Genomic DNA, 18,097 nt, shown 5'->3' with positions numbered 1-18,097 from the left:
GCCCTTGGCATTCAGTGAGTCATGATGAACACAGAAAACGTAGTACCTCACTTGAGGGAGGAAGCGGTGAATCCCGTGGGAGATCTCTTGGAGGGTGGAGTGACCACTGGCATAAAGAGAACAGCTATTCACGGAAGTTATAAAGACTTGCGTCAATTATCTTAATTGAACCGCCGTATACGGAACCGTACGTACGGTGGTGTGAGAGGACGGGAGTTAATCGCTCCCTCCTACTCGATTCTTCTCAAATAAACCTTGTTAAGAAGGGATTATTTAGTGGATTTTGAATACTCGTTTAGTTCGTAATTAATAAAACAATTAATCATCGTTCGATATACGTCTTCAGCTATATTAGGATCTAAATTTTCTTTAACTGCAAGGTTTCTTACTTTTTCAATTACTTCTTCTACTCGTTTAGGTGCTCTTACTGCGTCTTGATTTTTTTTAAATTTTGCTGCCTGTTTAACGAAGTTAGCTCTTTCGCTAATTAACTTAATGATTTTACTATCAATTTCATCAATTTTATTTCTTACTTCCTCTAAACTTTTAAGTTCTACAGTCATCATTACGCACCTCTTTAAATTAGTACTAAAAAGAGAAAGTGCTTTGATACTTTTTAAAGTAGTAACAAAGGACCGACTATAAAGTAGGTTACTTTTTCAACATCTCAAATACTTGCTCAACGTCTTTGTCACCACGGCCAGAAATATTAACGATAATTGTATCTTCAGGTGATAAAGTTGGTGCAAGTTTTATTGCATGAGCTACTGCATGAGAACTTTCAAGTGCTGGAATGATTCCTTCTACTTTCGATAATATTTGGAAAGCTTCCAATACTTCTTCATTTGTTACTGTTACGTATTCTCCGCGACCTGTTTCGTGAAGGTATGCGTGTAATGGACCTACACTTTGGTAATCTAATCCAGCGGCGATGGAGTTTGTGCCAAGTAAATTACCTTCTTCATCTTGTAACACTAAGCTTTTGAAGCCGTGTAATACAGCAGGGACACCTTTTGTAATCGATGCCGCACCAGCAGGTTCAACACCAATTAAACGAACGCTTTCATCCCCAATATAGTTTGCAAATGCACCAGCAGCATTACTTCCGCCACCAACAGCCGCAACAACAGCTGTTGGAAGTTTGCCTTCTTTCTCTAAGTGTTGTGCTCGACTTTCTTTACTAATGACAGATTGGAAGTGCTCTACAATTTCAGGATATGGAGTAGGGCCAACAGCAGATCCTAGTAAATAGAATGTATTTTCATGGTTTTGTACTAAGTCTGCAAAAGCTTCGTCTACCGCTTCTTTTAAAAGACCGTTTCCTTTATCAACTGCCACTACTTTTGCGCCAAGTAATTCCATACGGAACACGTTTAAAGCTTGGCGTTTCGTATCTTTTGCACCCATGTAAATTGTACATTCCATACCGAACATAGCGCACGCTGTCGCTGTTGCCACACCATGTTGGCCAGCGCCAGTTTCAGCAATGACACGTTTTGCACCCATACGTTTTGCAAGTAAAATTTGACCTAATACGTTGTTTAATTTGTGAGAACCTGTATGATTTAAATCCTCACGTTTTAAATAAATTTTTGCGCCACCTAATTGTTTTGTTAAGTTTTCAGCGAAATAAAGTGGAGTTTCGCGACCTGCATATTCTTTTAAGTAATAGCTTAATTCTTCGTTGAATTCAGGATCGTCTTTATATTTTTTAAATTGTTCTGCTAAGATATTTAATACGTTTTGTACATCTTCAGGAACAAAGCTACCTCCGAATTGTCCATAATAACCATCTTTTACTGATACGAAACTCATAAATTAGCAACCCCTTTTACAAAAATTTAATTTTTCATTTTATTGTAGCTACTTTAGAAGCTTTTACTAACTGTTCAATGGTTTCCCAATCATTTTGATATAAACTATCTACTATTTTACTACCAACGATGACTCCATCGCAAAAGGAACTGAAAGATTTTACGTGATTAGGTGTCGAAATACCAAACCCTGCAAGTACTGGTAAATCTGTGTAAGATTTAATTTGCTTAAAATGATCCTCCAGTGATGCTTCAAAGGAAGAGCGTGCGCCTGTAATACCGTTGACAGTAACTGCATAAATAAATCCTTCGCTAGCTTTTGTTAATCTTTCAATTCGTTCTTTTGTACTTGTTAATGTAACGAGTTGAACAAGATTAATGCCAGAATCGCGTAATGACGGTTGCACGATGTCTGATTCCTCAAGAGGCATATCTGGAATAATGACACCGCGGATACCTGCTTCATATGCGTCTTGGGCAAACTTTTCAACACCGTAAGCTAATATCGGATTTAAGTAAGTCATAGCAACAAGTGGAATTGTGATTTCATCAGAGAAAGTACGCAAAGTAGTTAAAACTTTTTGTAAAGTTGTACCATTTGCTAAAGCTCGTTCTCCTGCTTTTTGAATTGTTGGTCCGTCTGCTACAGGATCAGTAAACGGAATTCCAACTTCAATAGCAGTTACGCCAAGTTGTTGAAGTTTTAAAATGGTTTCTTTTAATTGATCTAGTCCACCGTCACCGGCCATAATGTATGGGATGAACCCTTTATCGCCACGGGAAATGACTTCATTAATTGCATTCGTTAATTGACTCATGAGTGTCACCTCCAAGGGCAGCAGAAATTGTATGAACATCTTTATCGCCTCTACCTGATAAGCATACGACGATGATATCATCTTTTGACATTGTTTTTGCTAAGTTAGAAGCGTAATAAATGGCATGAGCACTTTCTAAAGCAGGGAGAATACCTTCTGTTTTACAAAGTAATTTTACTCCTTCTAGTGCTTCTGCATCTGTTACTGTTTCGTAAGTAGCTCGTTTTGTTTCGTATAAATAGCAATGTTCTGGACCTACACCAGGATAGTCTAATCCTGCAGAAATGGAATGGGCTTCTTGGACAAAGCCGTTTTCGTCTTGTAATAAATACATGTAAGCACCATGCAATACGCCCGTTTTTCCACCTTGAATTGCCGCGGCATGTTTCCCTGTACTAATGCCTGCACCAGCTGCTTCCACGCCGATTAGTTTTACGGATGTATCTTCTACAAATGGATAAAACATTCCGATTGCGTTGCTACCGCCACCGATACATGCGACAACTGCATCAGGTAGACGGTTTTCAACTTCTAAAATTTGCTGTTTCGTTTCATCCCCGATTACTCGTTGGAAATCTCGAACGATAGTAGGGAAAGGATGAGGACCAAGGGCTGAACCTAAAATATAGTGGGTATCTTCAATGTGTGTTACCCAGTGACGTAACGCTTCATTTACTGCATCTTTTAACGTAGCAGAGCCGTGTTCAACCGCAACAACTTTTGTACCAAGAAGTTCCATACGGAAAACGTTTAAAGCTTGTCGTTTTACGTCTTCAGCACCCATGTAAACGATACATTCTAAGTTAAGTAGGGCGCAAGCTGTAGCTGTTGCAACACCATGTTGACCGGCACCAGTTTCTGCGACGATTTTCTTTTTCCCCATTCGTTTTGCAAGAAGTGCTTGCCCTAAAGCGTTATTAATTTTGTGGGCGCCAGTGTGGTTTAAGTCTTCACGTTTTAAGTAAATTTTTGCACCACCTGAATATTCAGTGAGACGTTCAGCAAAATAAAGTGGGGTAGTGCGACCAACGTAATTTGTTAAATAGTAGTTCAACTCTTCTTTAAAAGAAGGGTCATCTTTTAATTGGTCATAAGTTTCTTCAAGTTCTTGTAAAGCACTCATTAATGTTTCAGGTACGAATTGACCACCGAAGCGGCCGAAACGTCCTTTTTGTGCAGTCGTCATAATGTCACTCCTTTGTTTGTAGCGAGGAACTAATATAATAGTTTCCAATGCATGTGTCTAATTTTAATTGTCTATAGTTTTGAAGAAATGTGTATAAATTGTTTAATTAATTCGCTATTTTTCCGCCCATTTTGTTCAACACCGCTCGATACATCAACACCGAAAGGCTTTACTCGTTCAACGGCATCTTTTACGTTGTTTGGATTTAATCCACCAGCTAAAATGACTTTTTCTTTTGGGATGGATAATTGATCGAGTAGTGTCCAGTCGAAAATTTTTCCACTACCACCTGCAAATTTAGTGCCTGGTGAGTCGAACAAATAGTAATCTACGTTATAATTTCTCGCTTTTCAACATCTTCATAGCTTCGAACGGAAAAAGCTTTGATGGAAGGGTAGCCAAGTGATTCAATGAAGGATGGCTCTTCATTGCCATGATATTGAACATAATTAAGCCCTACTTTTTCAACGGCTTCCTGAACTTGTTTAGCAGTTGGATTGACGAAAACACCAACTGTTTTTACATGAGGTGGTACATGTTGAGCTAATTCTTTTGCTTGTTCAATTGTGATTTTTCTTTTACTTTCTGCAAACATGAAGCCAATCCAAGTGGCTCCGGCTTCCACACAAGCTTTTACATGTTCGACTTCTTTAATTCCGCAAATTTTTACTTTGACCAATTACTTCACAACCTTTGGAAGAGGGACTTGGAAAGATTGAATTGCTTCTTCCACATTGTCACTTTTCATTAACGATTCACCGACTAAAATGGCACGGGCACCAGCTTTGGCAACACGCTCGGCATCCTTTTCTTCCCAAATGCCACTTTCACTAATAAAGATAATATCTTCAAATTGTAAAATTCGATTGGCTAGTTTTTCCGTTTGGATTAAATCTACATGGAATGTTTTTAAATCTCGATTATTGACACCTATAATTTTTGGTTTGATCGCTAAAGCTCTTTCTACTTCTTCTTCGTTATGGACTTCTACTAAAACGTCTAATCCTTCTTTTGTTGCGTAATCGTATAAAGACTTTAGTTGTTCATCAGTTAAAGCGGCAACGATAAGTAAAATGACCGATGCACCACTTGCTTTGGCATAATCAATTTGGACTTCATGAATGATGAAATCCTTATTTAAAAGAGGAATATCCACGTTGTTTGCAATTTGCGCTAAATCTTCAAAAGAACCTTTGAAAAATTTATCTTCTGTTAATACGGAAATACAAGCTGCACCAGCTTTTTCGTATTTACGAGCTTGCTCAATCGGATCAACATCTGTATTGATTAGTCCTTTAGAAGGGGAAGCTCTTTTCATTTCAGCAATAATTTGTAATTGGTTTGCTTTGCGCAAAACTTCATATAAAGAAGGTCGTTTTTTCGGCTGTATATTAAAATTCGGTTTTTTTTCAAGTAATGAAGGGATTAACGTTTTTTTGTAATCAATTATGTTTTGTAAAATTGTCATAGCGCAATATTCTCCTTAGAAATTGATTGACAGAAATTAGAAACAGCTTCGAGTTTTTCGTAAGCTTTGCCAGAATGTACTGTTTCACGTGCCAATTCTACACCATCTTTTACATTTTCCACTTTGCCATATGCGAAAAGGGCGATTGCCGCATTCAGTAAAACAGCATCGAAATATGGACTTTGTTTTCCTTTTAATAAGTTTCGTAAAATTTCTGCATTTTCTTCAGGTGTACCACCACGTAAATCTTCAACTGGAGTTTCAGAAAATCCAAGTTGAGTAATGTCAATGGAAAAAGGAATTACTTCTCCGTCATGGAGTAATGCAAAAGTATTTTCATTATTTAAAGAAGCTTCATCCATTCCTTTTGAACCTGAAACGACAATAGCACGTTTTCTTCCTAAAAGTTTAAGTACTTCTGCATACTGCATCACAAGTGCTGGGCGGTTTATGCCAACAAGTTGTCTTTCAATATTAACAGGGTTTGTTAATGGTCCTACTAGATTAAAGATTGTTGGTTTTCCAATAGCACGGCGAACTTCTCCAATTCGTTTTAATTTTGGATGAACGCTTGGAGCGAATAAAAAGGTAATTCCATGTTGTTTAATTAGATTGACAGATTGATCAATAGATAGACTTGCAGGAATACCTAAAGCGTCTAAAACGTCAGCACTACCAGAGCTACTTGAGATTTTTCGATTACCGTGTTTTGCAACTTTTATACCGCAAGATGAAAGGATAAAAGCGGAAGCGGTACTAATATTGAAGCTTTTTAAACCGTCTCCACCTGTTCCACAATTGTCCATATATACTCCTTCTGGAACGGCAACATTTAAAGAGTTTGCTTTCATGACAGTAGCTAATGCTGCAATTTCTTCTGCTGTTTCACCTTTTTGACTTAATGCAACAAGAAACTGGGCAATTTCATCTTTAGGTGTAGTTTCATTAAAAACAAGTTTTGCTGCTTGTAACATGTCATCGAAAGATAAATATTCATTATTATTTACTCGTGTAATAAACGGTTGAAGTGTCATCATTCATTCCTCCAAATTGTTATAATTTGAAGTTGAGTGGTAAAGCCGAGGATTTGCAGACAAATAAAAAAGTCCCCTACAAGGAATTTCATTTTCCTTGTAGAGGACGGTATTTACCGCGTTGCCACCTCTGTTGAAGTTGTAAAAACTTCCACCTTAGTGTGTCTACTATTGACACTTCCCGATAACGAGGGAATCCGTCAACTAACTTGCGCTAGTCGCTCTCGTAAGGCCCATTCACGATTCTTTCGCACTAGTTTACACCACCCACTAGCTCTCTAAAGCGTACAAAATCGCTACTATTCTTACTCATCAATTTACTCGGCTATTCTCAACTATTCTCATACTAAACTAAACTCTGCTCAGCTCTTCATGGCGAATGCCAATTCCGAACGATTATGTAAATTTCATTCTATAAAAATATTTCTATATTGTCAATGTATTCAGAAAAAATACAGCTATGAGGAGTAAATTTATCAATTTTCGGTAGTATTATGCAATTACGACTTATCCACAGTTGGTAAAATTTTCCAGTTAAATTTATTTACAAAAAGGGTCAAAAAGAACCAATTTTGCTTATTTTTTTAAAAAATGTGGATAACTTATTTTTGTTTGTTGTGGATAACTTTTTTTCTTTGCCAAACATCACATCCTTTGGTACAATTAATTCGCTAGGTAAACCTAATTTGCATAGGTTTTCCCAGTTGTGCGATATCCTCGTCTGTTAGTGTTTGCCCACGGAAGGCTTCTAACAATCGCGAGGATATTTCTTTTATCGTTTTCTTCATGCTTCTCAATATTTTTGACCCATGCTCATGTAACACCATGATAATCTCTGTAATTTGGGTTAATAGGTAGTGATTTTTCATGGCATTGTAATCTTGGCTGCTTGCGTGTTCAATGTGGTAGCGCAGGTTTTTTTGTCTGTTAAACCCCTCATTCTCTATTCTCCAGCGGCTTCTGCCAGCGTTCATCAGTTTCTTTGCATTGTTTTTTGTGATTTTTATATCTGTGATAAAGGTAAATTTTTGTTTTCTTTTTTCATCTTCTAATTCGCATTCGAAAACATTCACCCCAAAGCCTCTGTAATCAATATCGTTCACCCAGGTGATTTCCCCTCGCTGTTCGCTTTCACGTATCTTTACCACATTGGCTTTCTTGCCTTCCTCCTCTTCCATATTTTTTAACGCTTGAAACTCATCGGTGATGCTTTTAATACGATCTTCCTTAAAACGGAATAAGTAGTTCCAATTATTCGCCTTGCATTGTTTAAATACATTTTCGCAGGCATAAAGACTATCGGCAATCAGACAGATAGGCAGTTTTTTAAAGGTGTCTTTCAGTCTAGCAGTCAGTCGATAAAAAGCATTCAACTCACAATCTTGCTTTTCCACGTCCTCTGATTCATTTTCAATAAACTCGGAGGCCACACTTAGTACCATATTTCCCACAATTAACTTGGCTTCCAAGACATGATGCATGTAGATGGTCTTTATTTTTTCTTCACCCGTTTCCTTGTCTATGTATTTGCGCTCCCGTTTCAGGCAGTGTTCACAATGTTTTTTGTCAAAAGTAAAAATACCGGTCCCATCTATGGCAATACCCCAGTATTTCCCATTGATACGATAGGATTCAAAACACCTCTTTTTGAATAATTTCTTGATCATATCGATTCGGATCCTTTCAAGTTCTGCCGGGTTCACTCGTGCCAAAAAATCATTGATTGTGTCATAATGGGGCAGTTCTTCCAAATCTTCATTCCCCAACAATTTCCCCAAATTTTTAATGCACTCTTCCTTATTAAATTCGTTTGTCATTTCGCGCATACTTTTTAAGTTGCATGCATTTTTCAAAATAACCATCATCAAAAGGACTTCCGTGTCATAGGTAATATAGCTTTGGTGCCTTGGATCATCAATAGTTTTGAGCAATTTGTTTAAATTTTTAAAAAAGTGATTTTGTGTTTTTAGCAACTCGAATAAATAATTTACCTCTTTTTCCTTTTCACGCTTTTCCTTCCTCGTTACCATAAAAAAATCCCCCCCAAATGCCAATATATTAGGTTTTTTACATACCCTTATTATCACATATTTGGCAAAGTTTGGGTGGAATTATCTCGAAGAATTTTTACTCTTCAGGGCTGGAAAAAATAGATTGATTTCATTTGAAAAGGTTGGGGGGAGGTAAATTACAGAATGAACGATTAAGCAGTTTCTTCATTAGAAAAATCAAGAAGGGAGAAGCACTAGATTTAAAAGGGTTTTATTTTACAAGTAGCTTCTTTAAAAATATAAAAAGAGGTGGGTGCTAACCCTACCTCTCCTGCTTGTGCGCCCGGCATGGGTGTAATCTATAGGGTGAAAGTCCCGAGCTGCGAAGGCAGAAGTAGCAGTTAGCTTAACGCAAGGGTGTCCGTGGTGACGCGGAATCTGAAGGAAGCGAGCGGCAAACTTCCGGTCTGAGGAACACGAACTTCATATGAGGCTAGGTATCACTGGGTGAGTTTGCAAGACAAAACAAAGCCCTTTCTGCCGAAGGTGATACAGAGTAAATGAAGCAGATGGATGGAAGGAAAGATTACACTCTTACCCGGGGAGGTCTGGCTGGCACGCCAAGTAACCTTGGTAACCTATCTAGTGATAGATAGCTGAACAGTCAGAAGTCAGCAGAGGTCATAGTATTAGTTGGTCTAGAACAACTAAGAAGGACCGAACAATTAAGAGAGAATAGCCCTTGGCATTCAGTGAGTCATGATGAACACAGAAAACGTAGTACCTCACTTGAGGGAGGACGCGGTGAATCCCGTGGGAGACCTCTTGGAGGGTGGAGTGACCACTGGCATAAAGAGAACAGCTATTCACGGAAGTTATAAAGACTTGCGTCAATTATCTTAATTGAACCGCCGTATACGGAACCGTACGTACGGTGGTGTGAGAGGTCGGGGGTTAGTCACCCCCTCCTACTCGATATCATATTAAATCTTTAAATTTAAGACGTTTATTTATAAAGTGCATAATTGGTGCACCTATAATTAAGACGACAAATTCACCAATTGCACACGTTAACCATGCAAACCAAAATGGAATTTCATACATGATGTTTAATTCAATACCGATAATAAACATTGTGAATGTAAATAAAAATGAGTTAATCACTAATCGAAGCCAAATATTTTTCACAAACTTACAAATTAAAATGAAAATTCCAAGAGTTAAAAGTGAATGGCCTACTCCAAAATAAATATCTATCGGCCCTAATGGTGAAAATAAATTAGTGATGAATACTCCAAGCAAAATGCCTAACATATAGCGCGGATTAAAAGCGACTAAATGGTTAAACATTTCAGAAATACGAAATTGTACTTCTTTAAATGCGAACGGTGCAACTAACATCGATACTGCAAAGTAAAGTGCTGCAATAATCGCTGTCGTCGCTAAAAATTTTGTTTTACTATTCATTTTTTCAACAGCTCCTTAGTTTTTTATCGTGGGATGGTTTCGAACCACGGTGTTTATGAAACACAAGATTATATATTAATAAAATAAAAAGTAAAAGTCAATTATTTAAAATTACCAAAAAAATATAAAAAATCCAAATTTTTAAAACTCTTATAATAACCTGAATCCGTGACAAAACATCTTTACAATGGTCGCAAACCGTTGATACGATAAGGGAAAACGACGTTGACGATTCTTCATCAAGTAGGTGATGTGATGAAAGATTTCCCGATTCGGTTTGTATTGACAGATGAAGCGATTACCCCAAGTGCTGGGCTTGCTCTCGTTGGCTACTTACTCCATCGAACGAAACTGGATAAACGGGTAAACGCACTTCGGCTTCCAACGGTTCGTCGAGAAGTGCACATTTCCCATAGCGATGTCATTCGCTCGATGATTGGCTTGCTTGCCACAGGAAAAACGGATTTCGATCATATCGAAGCGTATCGTCAGGACGATATCTTTTCGGCATCGATGGGGATTCAGCACGTGCCTTCCTCTCCAACCTTGCGACAACGACTCGATCAGCTCGCTTGTCTTCCGATGACCGAAACGATTCTTTGGGAGGAGTCCATACGTCTGTTGATTCAACGACATGCCACTTTGTCCCCTTGTTGGACCAAAGGAAAGACGACATGGCTTCCCCTTGATATAGATGGTTCCCCATTTGACAACTCCGATACGAAAAAAGAAGGAGTCAGTCGAACGTATAAAGGATTTGACGGTTTTACACCGTTGTTTGCGTATGCAGGGAAGGAAGGGTATCTCGTTCATGCCGAGTTGCGTCCAGGGAAACAACATGTGCAAGACAACATGCCCTCGTTTTTAGTCACCGCTATCCGTCGAGCTCGTCAACTGACTTCATCTCGTCTGCTTGTTCGCATGGATGCAGGAAACGATGCAGAAGCGAATGTGCACGTATGCCTAAAGGAAGACGTGGACTTTGTCATCAAGCGAAACTTACGCCGAGAATCGACAGCGCTTTGGTTCCAGATCGCTTCGCAAAAGGGCAAACGTGTCGATGATGGACAAAGCGAAGGAGTACAAACCTATGAGCTATGCCTTCCACAGAAGGCAGCGATCGATGGAAACACGTATACGTACGTTCAAGTCACCCAAGTGACGGAACGGACGATGGAACGCAATGGACAGCTGATGCTCGTTCCTGATTATGAAGTGGAAAGCTATTGGGTGCGGCTCAAAGGATACGAGCATGTTCGAATGAGCGATGTGCTCGCGTTGTATCATGACCATGCGACATGCGAACAGTTTCATAGCGAACTGAAGAGCGACTTAGATTTAGAGCGGCTTCCATCTGGGAAGATGAAAACGAATGCGCTCGTGTTGGTCATGGGAGCCTTCGTTTACAATCTTCTTCGTCTGATTGGACAAGATCTATTAAGCGATCCGAGACATCCGTTGCACCACAAAGTGAAACGCCGCCGCATCAAGACGATTATTCAGACGGTGATCACGATGGCAGGGCGACTCGTCCGTCGATCACGACAGATCTGGATGAAACTGACGCGAAGGAGTGGCTATAGCGAGCCCCTACTGAACGTCTATCAGAAATGGAGAGAGGCAAGATAACGAACGAATGTTCGGGCACTGATGTCCAACGTCACTCCCTGTGCTTTTTTGTCTATTTTTTTGGTTCGTATACCTAAAAAAGAGATTTGTTCCATTTTCGGAAATAGAGATGACATAGGTCATAAGCATAAAAAGGGTTTTATGGATTATCAATCCATCAAAATTACAACAAAATCAAAGTCGATTTCAATTCATCACGGATTCAGGTTTTTAAGTATATGGTATTTTTTCACTTAAAATTGAACAATAAACTGAAACACACAAAAAAGTATTGGGCAACGATCAATAGTGTGTTTTCTCCGAGAATCTGCTAAACACTTTTTAATTCCTGCATGTTATCGTATACCCATATTTTATACATAAGAAGGATGTCATAAGTCAGCTGATCTGGCTAGAGGCATCCCTGCTTTTTGTTAAATAATTAACAGTAATTTAATTATGTAAACTTTAAATAATATTTCATTTCGTTATGATTTCCTTCAATATCCTATGATTGATATAATTACTAATAACGTGTTTTTTCATGATTGGAAACAATATCATATAGAAAGCTTTCAGCTTAGGAGGGATAGAATGGGTTTTTTACAAGAGCAAGTAAGCGAAATAAACGGGATTCAGCTGCATACCGTTTCATCAAATGCTTTTAAAACAAATTCACTCATTTTAAGGTTAAAGGCGCCGCTATCGGAAAAGGATGTAACCATTCGAGCTTTGCTTCCCCATGTTTTGCAAAGGGGTACAGCATCCTACCCATCCACAACTGAATTAAGGAAATATTTGGATGATTTGTACGGTGCAACACTGCAAGTCGATTTAGCCAAAAAGGGAGAAAACCATATCATTACGTTCCGGATGGAAATCCCGAATGAAAAATTTTTAAAAGATAAGACACCTTTATTGGAAAAAGGGATCGAATTGTTGTCCGAAGTACTTCTTTCGCCTCCTCTGCAAGAAGGGGTGTTCAATCAAAGCATTATCGAACAAGAAAAGCGGACATTAAACCAGCGCATTCAAGCGGTTTATGACGATAAAATGCGTTATGCGAATTTACGTTTAATTCAAGAAATGTGCAAAACTGAGCCGTACCGTCTGCATGTCAACGGAGAGAAAGAGCATATCGATCAAATTTCTCCTCAACAGCTGACGGATTATTATACAAACATGCTGCAGCATGATGAAGTCGATTTATTTGTGATCGGGGATATTGAAAACGAACAAGTGGCTGATATTGTCAGGAAATATTTCCGTTTAACAAAATCCAATCAACAAGCTAGGGCTGAAAGTGTTGAAAAAAAAATTGAGAAGGTTAACGAAGTTATCGAAGAACAAGACATTACCCAAGGGAAATTGAACATCGGGTACCGCACGCACACAACATATAGTGATCATGATTATTACGCATTGCAAGTGTTTAACGGCATTTTTGGGGGATTTCCGCATTCGAAGCTGTTTCTAAACGTTCGCGAAAAGAACAGTCTTGCTTATTATGCTTCCTCGAGAGTGGAAAGTCATAAAGGCTTGTTAATGGTGATGTCAGGAATTGAAATGAAGAACTACGAACGCGCTCTCACGATTATTCATGAACAAATGGAAGCGATGAAAAAGGGAGATTTTACAGATAAAGAATTGGAACAAACGAAAGCGGTGATCAAAAATCAGTTGCTGGAAACAATCGATACCCCTTACGGAATGACGGAAGTGCTGTACCACAATGTTGTTGCGAAAACAAACCGAACTATTGAAGAATGGATCGAAGGGGTAGAAAAGGTCCAAAAAGACGAAATCGTCCAGCTTGCTGAAAAAATTCAACTGGATACGGTTTATTTTTTGAAAGGGGGCGGATCTTTATGATAAAAGAAATTACATTCGATCAACTGAAAGAAACGTATTATTATAAGAAAATGGAAAATGGATTAGATGTTTATGTCCTTCCAAAACAAGGGATTCATAAAACGTATGCGACATTCACCACTAAATACGGTTCTATTGACAATAAATTCGTTCCAATTGGCAAAGAGGAAATCGTTCACGTCCCGGACGGTATTGCTCACTTTTTGGAACATAAGCTTTTTGAAAAAAAGGATGGGGACGTATTTCAACAGTTTAGTGAACAAGGGGCATCGGCCAATGCATTTACATCCTTCACGAGAACGGCATATCTTTTTTCCAGCACAGCAAATGTTGAAAAAAATTTAGAAACGTTAGTAGATTTTGTCCAAAGTCCTTATTTTACTGACCAATCCGTTGAAAAAGAAAAAGGCATTATAGGTCAAGAAATCAACATGTACCAAGACAATCCTGATTGGCGGCTTTATTTTGGACTCATCCAAAACATGTATGAAAGCCATCCAGTACGGATTGACATTGCCGGCACAATTGATTCGATAAATCAAATTACAAAAGAGCAGCTTTATGAATGCTACGAAACGTTTTACCATCCCAGCAACATGCTCCTGTTTGTGATCGGGCCTGTGCAACCGGAAAAAATTATCAAGCAAGTGGAAGAGAATCAGGCAAAAAAAGATTTTAAAAAGCCAACGAATATTGTTCGTGAACAAGTACATGAAAGAGATGAAGTGTTTAAAACGAGTGAAAAAATTTATATGAATGTCAAGTCGTCGAAATGCTTAGTTGGCTTAAAGGCAAAACATCCTTTCCGAAAAGGGGAAGAGCTGCTTACGCATGAGCTTTCCATGAATTTAATTTTAGAAATGCTTTTTGGCAAAAGCTCAAAGCTTTATTTGGAATTGTATGAAAAAGGGCTCATTGATGATACGTTCAGCTTCGATTATACAGAGGAGTACAGCTTCGGTTTTGCTATGGTCGGCGGCGATACCGACCGGCCGGATGAGCTGAGTGAATATATAAAAGAAGCTCTTATGAAAAGCAAGCAATCGTTATTTACCGATGAGCAGCTGGAAGCCGCCAAAAAGAAAAAAATCGGCTCTTTTTTAAGGGCTTTTAATTCTCCTGAATTTATCGCCAATCAATTTACCCGGTATCAATTTAACGAAATGAATCTGTTCGATGTTGTGCAAGCTTTAGAAAATGTAAACATGGACACGATTGAAGCAGTTTTAAAAGAAGCGATTGATGAAGATTATTTAACAGTTTTCCAAGTTTTGCCGAAATCATAATATTGCGGAGGGGAAATCTTGAAAACAGCGTTAGTAACTGGAGCCAGCGGAGGAATCGGAAAAGCGGTTGTAGAAAAATTGGCTCAGGAAGGATATCAAATTTATGCTCAATACTTTCGAAACATTGAACCGTTAAAAGAAGCAATGGAGTTATATGATCAGATCATTCCAGTTTATGCGGATTTGTCATCGGAAAGCGGGACGGAACAATTACTTGAAAACATTCCAACTTCTATAGATGCTCTTATTTTTGCTAACGGTATTTCCCACTACGGACTGATTCAAGATGTTTTGATGGAAGATTATCAAAAAATTATACAGCTTCATCTCACGTCGCCTTTTTTTATTACTCAAAAAGTAGTCAGTGGAATGATAAGAAAACAAAAAGGAAGCATTCTTTTCATCTCCTCTATATGGGGGCAGACAGGAGCCAGCTGTGAAGCTTTATATTCCATGGCAAAAGGGGGGCAAATTTCCTTTGTGAAAGCACTAGCGAAGGAATTAGCGCCTTCCAATATTCGCGTCAACGCCGTTGCGCCAGGCATGATCGATACAAGTATGAATGATCGATTCTCTCCTGAAGAATTGGAAGATATTAAAAACAGCATCCCCCTTGAAAGAAATGGAAAGCCTGAAGAAGTCGCGAATGTTGTTTTATTCCTTATTAGCGAGCAAGCTTCCTACATTACAGGTCAGGTGATTGCTGTCAATGGAGGATGGTACTGCTGATTCCCTCTCCCGTATAAAAACTGCATGATCAAGGGAAAATAAAAATTGATTAAACGATAAAGGAGGGGAACATATGTCAGTATTGGAAAATTGGAATCAATGGAAAGATTTTTTGGCGGATCGCCTCCAGCAAGCAGAAAGCGGCGGATTGTCCCAAGAGGTTATTTCCAATTTAGCGTATGAAATCGGTGATTATTTAGCAAAGCAAGTGGAGCCGAAAAACCCTGAAGAAAAAATTCTTCACGATCTGTGGAGTGTCGCTTCAAAAGAGGAGCAACATGCAATCGCCAACATGATGGTGAAACTTGTTCAAAATGACAGCGTCCATTAGGATGTTTTTCATTTATTACTGTCAAGTTAGGGCACTTGGTGAAATGACCAAGATGCCCTTTATTTTTTCCTTGCAATTATCCTTTCTTCTTTATCTAAAATGATTTATTATAAATTTATAGGTGTGTTATTTGGGGGTCTTTGAAGGTGGAAAAAACTGAATGGTATTTAGAATATAAAATTCAAAAAAACCGGCCGGGGCTGCTGGGAGATGTTTCGTCTTTGCTCGGTATGCTGAACATTAATATCGTTACGATTAACGGCGTTGATGATATGCGCCGCGGGATGCTTCTGCGCTGTGAAACGATTGAACAAATTAAAAGGCTTGAATCTATTCTGAATACGATGGACAACATAACAGTGACAAAATTGCGGCAGCCTAAGCTGAGAGATCGTCTTGCTGTCCGTCATGGCTTTTATATTCAACGGGATGCAGATGATAAAAAGACGTTCCGTTTTGTTCGCGATGAACTTGGTATTCTTGTTGATTTTATGGCCGAGCTCTTTAAACAAGACGGTCATAAATTAATCGGCATACGCGGAATGCCGCGTGTCGGAAAAACAGAATCGATCGTAGCGGCGAGCGTCTGTGCGAATAAAAGATGGCTTTTTCTCTCTTCAACCATGCTGAAGCAAACTGTCCGGGAAAGGCTGATTGCTGATGAATACCGGACAGATAACGTGTTTATTTTAGATGGAATCGTCACGATGAAAAGAGGCTCTGAACAGCATTTGCAATTAGTTCGGGAAGTGATGCAGCTTCCGGCAACGAAAGTCGTGGAGCATCCAGATATTTTCGTTCAGAGCTCCGAATATACTTTGGATGATTTCGACTACATTATTGAACTTAGACATCACCCTGATGAAGAAATTACGTATGACGTTGTAGAAAATAATCATCAGCCGTTTGGCCACTCAATTTATAATGGATTTGATTTTTAGAAAGGTGGGTACGTTTTGAGCGAGTTAGGTAACCATCTGAGACAAGCTAGGCTGGAAAAAAACATCTCACTCGATGACTTGCAGGAAATAACTAAAATTCAAAAGCGCTATTTAATCGGCATTGAGGAAGGAAACTACTCGATCATGCCGGGGAATTTTTATGTGCGTGCGTTTATTAAACAATACGCGGAAGCGGTTGACCTTGATCCGGATGTTTTATTTGAGCAGTATAAAAATGAAATACCAAGTACATATGATGAGATACCTGAGAAATTGTCCCGCGTTCAAACGCATAAAGAGCTTCCAAAGCCGGCTTCCAAATTTTTAGAGCTGTTGCCGAAGCTTGCCGTCATCGCTGTTATTATTTTGGTGGCGATTATCGTTTGGGTGCTTTCCCAGCGTGGAAGCACAGATGAAGGCGTTCAGACGGAGGACGATACAAAATCCGTCAAAATAGAAACCTCTGGCGTGGAGCCTGAGAAAAAAGAGCAAAATAATATTGTCGATGAAAAAGACCGTTCGGTTGAAGAAACAGAACAAGAGGAGAAAAAAGAAGAGAACGCCGAAAATGAAACGAAGCAAACATTGACGGTAAAAGAAGTAAGAGGGAAAGAAACCATATATGAATTGTCCAATGCGGACAAATTGGTGATCGATATTTCAACCAATGGGAATTCGTGGATAGAAGTGAAGAACGGAAAAGGAAAATCGTTTTTTGCAGGAATGATGCGACAAAATGAGCAGAAAACGGTTGATGTAACAGCGGAAGAAGAAGCAAAAATCGTTGTAGGCGATGCTCGATTTACGACCATTCAAGTGAATGGAGAAGCCGTTTCTTATGAAACGGACCCGAATAAAATGGTTCGGCAGGATATTATCATTTTAAATAACAAGAATGAATAAGTCATCGTACGAGATGGCTTATTCATTCTTACTTTATGCTAGTGGAGGTACAAAATGAATTTGCCAAATCGAATTACTGTATCAAGAATTATGCTAATTCCAATATTTATGATTGTGATGCTTGGCGATTTTAACTGGGGAAATTGGTCGGTCGGTGAAGAAGTTATTCCTGTCAAACATGTCGTTGGCGCCCTCATTTTTATTTTAGCTTCGACGACCGATTGGATTGATGGATATTATGCGCGCAAGCTTGGACTTGTGACAAATTTAGGAAAGTTTTTAGATCCTCTTGCCGATAAATTGCTCGTTTCTTCAGCTCTCATCATATTGGTGGAAATAGGTGCTGCTCCGTCTTGGATTGTCATTCTGATCATCAGCCGTGAATTTGCCGTAACCGGATTGCGTTTAGTTCTGGCCGGTGAAGGAGAAGTCGTAGCAGCTAATATGCTCGGCAAAATAAAAACATGGACGCAGATTGTGGCTATTTCCGCTTTGCTTTTACATAATATACCTTTTGAATGGATTTCGTTTCCATTTGCAGACATTGCTTTGTGGGTTGCGCTCTTTTTTACCATTTTATCTGGATGGGACTATTTCATGAAAAATAAACACGCGTTTGTCAATTCGAAATAACCATGTGGAGGATATT

Annotated in this window: 18 protein-coding genes, 1 riboswitch and 1 other annotated feature; of the genes, 8 read left to right on the top strand and 10 right to left on the bottom strand. The window is 38.9% G+C overall.

Going from position 1 to position 18,097, the window contains the following annotated elements; all coding sequences use genetic code 11:
* Positions 1 to 269 precede the first annotated feature (269 nt).
* The 10 genes from NSS70_RS11900 to NSS70_RS11855 form a co-directional block, all read right to left on the bottom strand.
* Positions 270 to 566 carry a chorismate mutase gene (locus NSS70_RS11900; protein ID WP_340881684.1) on the bottom strand — a complete coding sequence of 99 codons (297 nt, stop codon included), beginning with the start codon at positions 564 to 566 and terminating at the stop codon, positions 270 to 272.
* An 85-nt stretch (positions 567 to 651) separates the two neighbouring features.
* Positions 652 to 1,815 carry a tryptophan synthase subunit beta gene (gene trpB / locus NSS70_RS11895; protein ID WP_340881682.1) on the bottom strand — a complete coding sequence of 388 codons (1,164 nt, stop codon included), beginning with the start codon at positions 1,813 to 1,815 and terminating at the stop codon, positions 652 to 654.
* Positions 1,816 to 1,849: 34 nt separating this feature from the next.
* Positions 1,850 to 2,632 carry a tryptophan synthase subunit alpha gene (gene trpA / locus NSS70_RS11890; protein WP_340881680.1) on the bottom strand — a complete coding sequence of 261 codons (783 nt, stop codon included), beginning with the start codon at positions 2,630 to 2,632 and terminating at the stop codon, positions 1,850 to 1,852.
* Entirely contained in the window at positions 2,607 to 3,818 is a 1,212-nt protein-coding gene (trpB, locus tag NSS70_RS11885; RefSeq protein WP_339196488.1) for a tryptophan synthase subunit beta, read from the bottom strand. The genes trpA and trpB (NSS70_RS11885) overlap by 26 nt, the downstream gene beginning before the upstream one ends.
* Positions 3,819 to 3,889: 71 nt before the next feature.
* Entirely contained in the window at positions 3,890 to 4,138 is a 249-nt protein-coding gene (locus tag NSS70_RS11880) for a phosphoribosylanthranilate isomerase (protein WP_339196486.1), read from the bottom strand.
* A gap of 8 nt (positions 4,139 to 4,146) precedes the next feature.
* Positions 4,147 to 4,497: a phosphoribosylanthranilate isomerase gene (locus tag NSS70_RS11875; RefSeq protein ID WP_339196484.1), complete on the bottom strand. Its 351-nt coding sequence runs from the start codon at positions 4,495 to 4,497 to the stop codon at positions 4,147 to 4,149.
* Positions 4,498 to 5,286 carry an indole-3-glycerol phosphate synthase TrpC gene (trpC, locus tag NSS70_RS11870; RefSeq protein WP_339196482.1) on the bottom strand — a complete coding sequence of 263 codons (789 nt, stop codon included), beginning with the start codon at positions 5,284 to 5,286 and terminating at the stop codon, positions 4,498 to 4,500.
* Positions 5,283 to 6,320, bottom strand: a complete 1,038-nt coding sequence (gene trpD, locus NSS70_RS11865) for an anthranilate phosphoribosyltransferase (protein WP_339196480.1) — start codon at positions 6,318 to 6,320, stop codon at positions 5,283 to 5,285. Before trpD ends, trpC begins: the two co-directional genes overlap by 4 nt.
* Positions 6,321 to 6,419: 99 nt before the next feature.
* Positions 6,420 to 6,642, bottom strand: a binding site (T-box leader).
* A gap of 349 nt (positions 6,643 to 6,991) precedes the next feature.
* Positions 6,992 to 8,350 carry a transposase family protein gene (locus NSS70_RS11860; RefSeq protein WP_094245205.1) on the bottom strand — a complete coding sequence of 453 codons (1,359 nt, stop codon included), beginning with the start codon at positions 8,348 to 8,350 and terminating at the stop codon, positions 6,992 to 6,994.
* Positions 8,351 to 9,289: 939 nt separating this feature from the next.
* Positions 9,290 to 9,778 (bottom strand): QueT transporter family protein, encoded by a 489-nt coding sequence (locus tag NSS70_RS11855; protein WP_339196478.1) that lies wholly within the window; start codon positions 9,776 to 9,778, stop codon positions 9,290 to 9,292.
* A 9-nt stretch (positions 9,779 to 9,787) separates the two neighbouring features.
* A riboswitch (PreQ1 riboswitch) is annotated at positions 9,788 to 9,832 on the bottom strand.
* A gap of 201 nt (positions 9,833 to 10,033) precedes the next feature.
* Here NSS70_RS11855 and NSS70_RS11850 point away from each other — a divergent pair.
* From NSS70_RS11850 to pgsA, 8 genes are all read left to right on the top strand, one after another.
* Positions 10,034 to 11,407, top strand: coding sequence for an IS1380-like element ISGsp2 family transposase (locus NSS70_RS11850; RefSeq protein ID WP_327847978.1), 1,374 nt, complete (start codon positions 10,034 to 10,036; stop codon positions 11,405 to 11,407).
* A 573-nt stretch (positions 11,408 to 11,980) separates the two neighbouring features.
* On the top strand, positions 11,981 to 13,258 hold the full coding sequence (gene yfmF / locus NSS70_RS11845) for an EF-P 5-aminopentanol modification-associated protein YfmF (protein WP_340881676.1): 1,278 nt from the start codon (positions 11,981 to 11,983) through the stop codon (positions 13,256 to 13,258).
* A complete protein-coding gene (yfmH, locus tag NSS70_RS11840; RefSeq protein WP_063386724.1) occupies positions 13,255 to 14,544 on the top strand; it encodes an EF-P 5-aminopentanol modification-associated protein YfmH in 1,290 nt (429 codons plus the stop codon). The genes yfmF and yfmH overlap by 4 nt, the downstream gene beginning before the upstream one ends.
* Before the next feature lie 15 nt (positions 14,545 to 14,559).
* On the top strand, positions 14,560 to 15,273 hold the full coding sequence (gene ymfI, locus NSS70_RS11835) for an elongation factor P 5-aminopentanone reductase (protein WP_235600408.1): 714 nt from the start codon (positions 14,560 to 14,562) through the stop codon (positions 15,271 to 15,273).
* Between the two features lie 73 nt (positions 15,274 to 15,346).
* Complete coding sequence (locus tag NSS70_RS11830; protein ID WP_063386726.1) at positions 15,347 to 15,604, top strand: DUF3243 domain-containing protein; 258 nt, start codon at positions 15,347 to 15,349, stop codon at positions 15,602 to 15,604.
* Between the two features lie 146 nt (positions 15,605 to 15,750).
* Complete coding sequence (locus NSS70_RS11825; RefSeq protein WP_066246441.1) at positions 15,751 to 16,545, top strand: YmfK family protein; 795 nt, start codon at positions 15,751 to 15,753, stop codon at positions 16,543 to 16,545.
* Positions 16,546 to 16,560: 15 nt separating this feature from the next.
* Positions 16,561 to 17,448, top strand: a complete 888-nt coding sequence (locus NSS70_RS11820; RefSeq protein ID WP_066246440.1) for a helix-turn-helix domain-containing protein — start codon at positions 16,561 to 16,563, stop codon at positions 17,446 to 17,448.
* Between the two features lie 54 nt (positions 17,449 to 17,502).
* On the top strand, positions 17,503 to 18,081 hold the full coding sequence (gene pgsA, locus NSS70_RS11815; protein ID WP_094246009.1) for a CDP-diacylglycerol--glycerol-3-phosphate 3-phosphatidyltransferase: 579 nt from the start codon (positions 17,503 to 17,505) through the stop codon (positions 18,079 to 18,081).
* Positions 18,082 to 18,097: the final 16 nt, after the last annotated feature.

The organism is Aeribacillus sp. FSL K6-2848 (assembly GCF_038004325.1).
Taxonomy (GTDB): Bacteria; Bacillota; Bacilli; order Bacillales; family Aeribacillaceae; genus Aeribacillus; species Aeribacillus composti.
The sequence above is the reverse complement of the archived record's forward strand: the minus strand, read 5'-3'. Positions and strand labels throughout refer to the sequence as shown.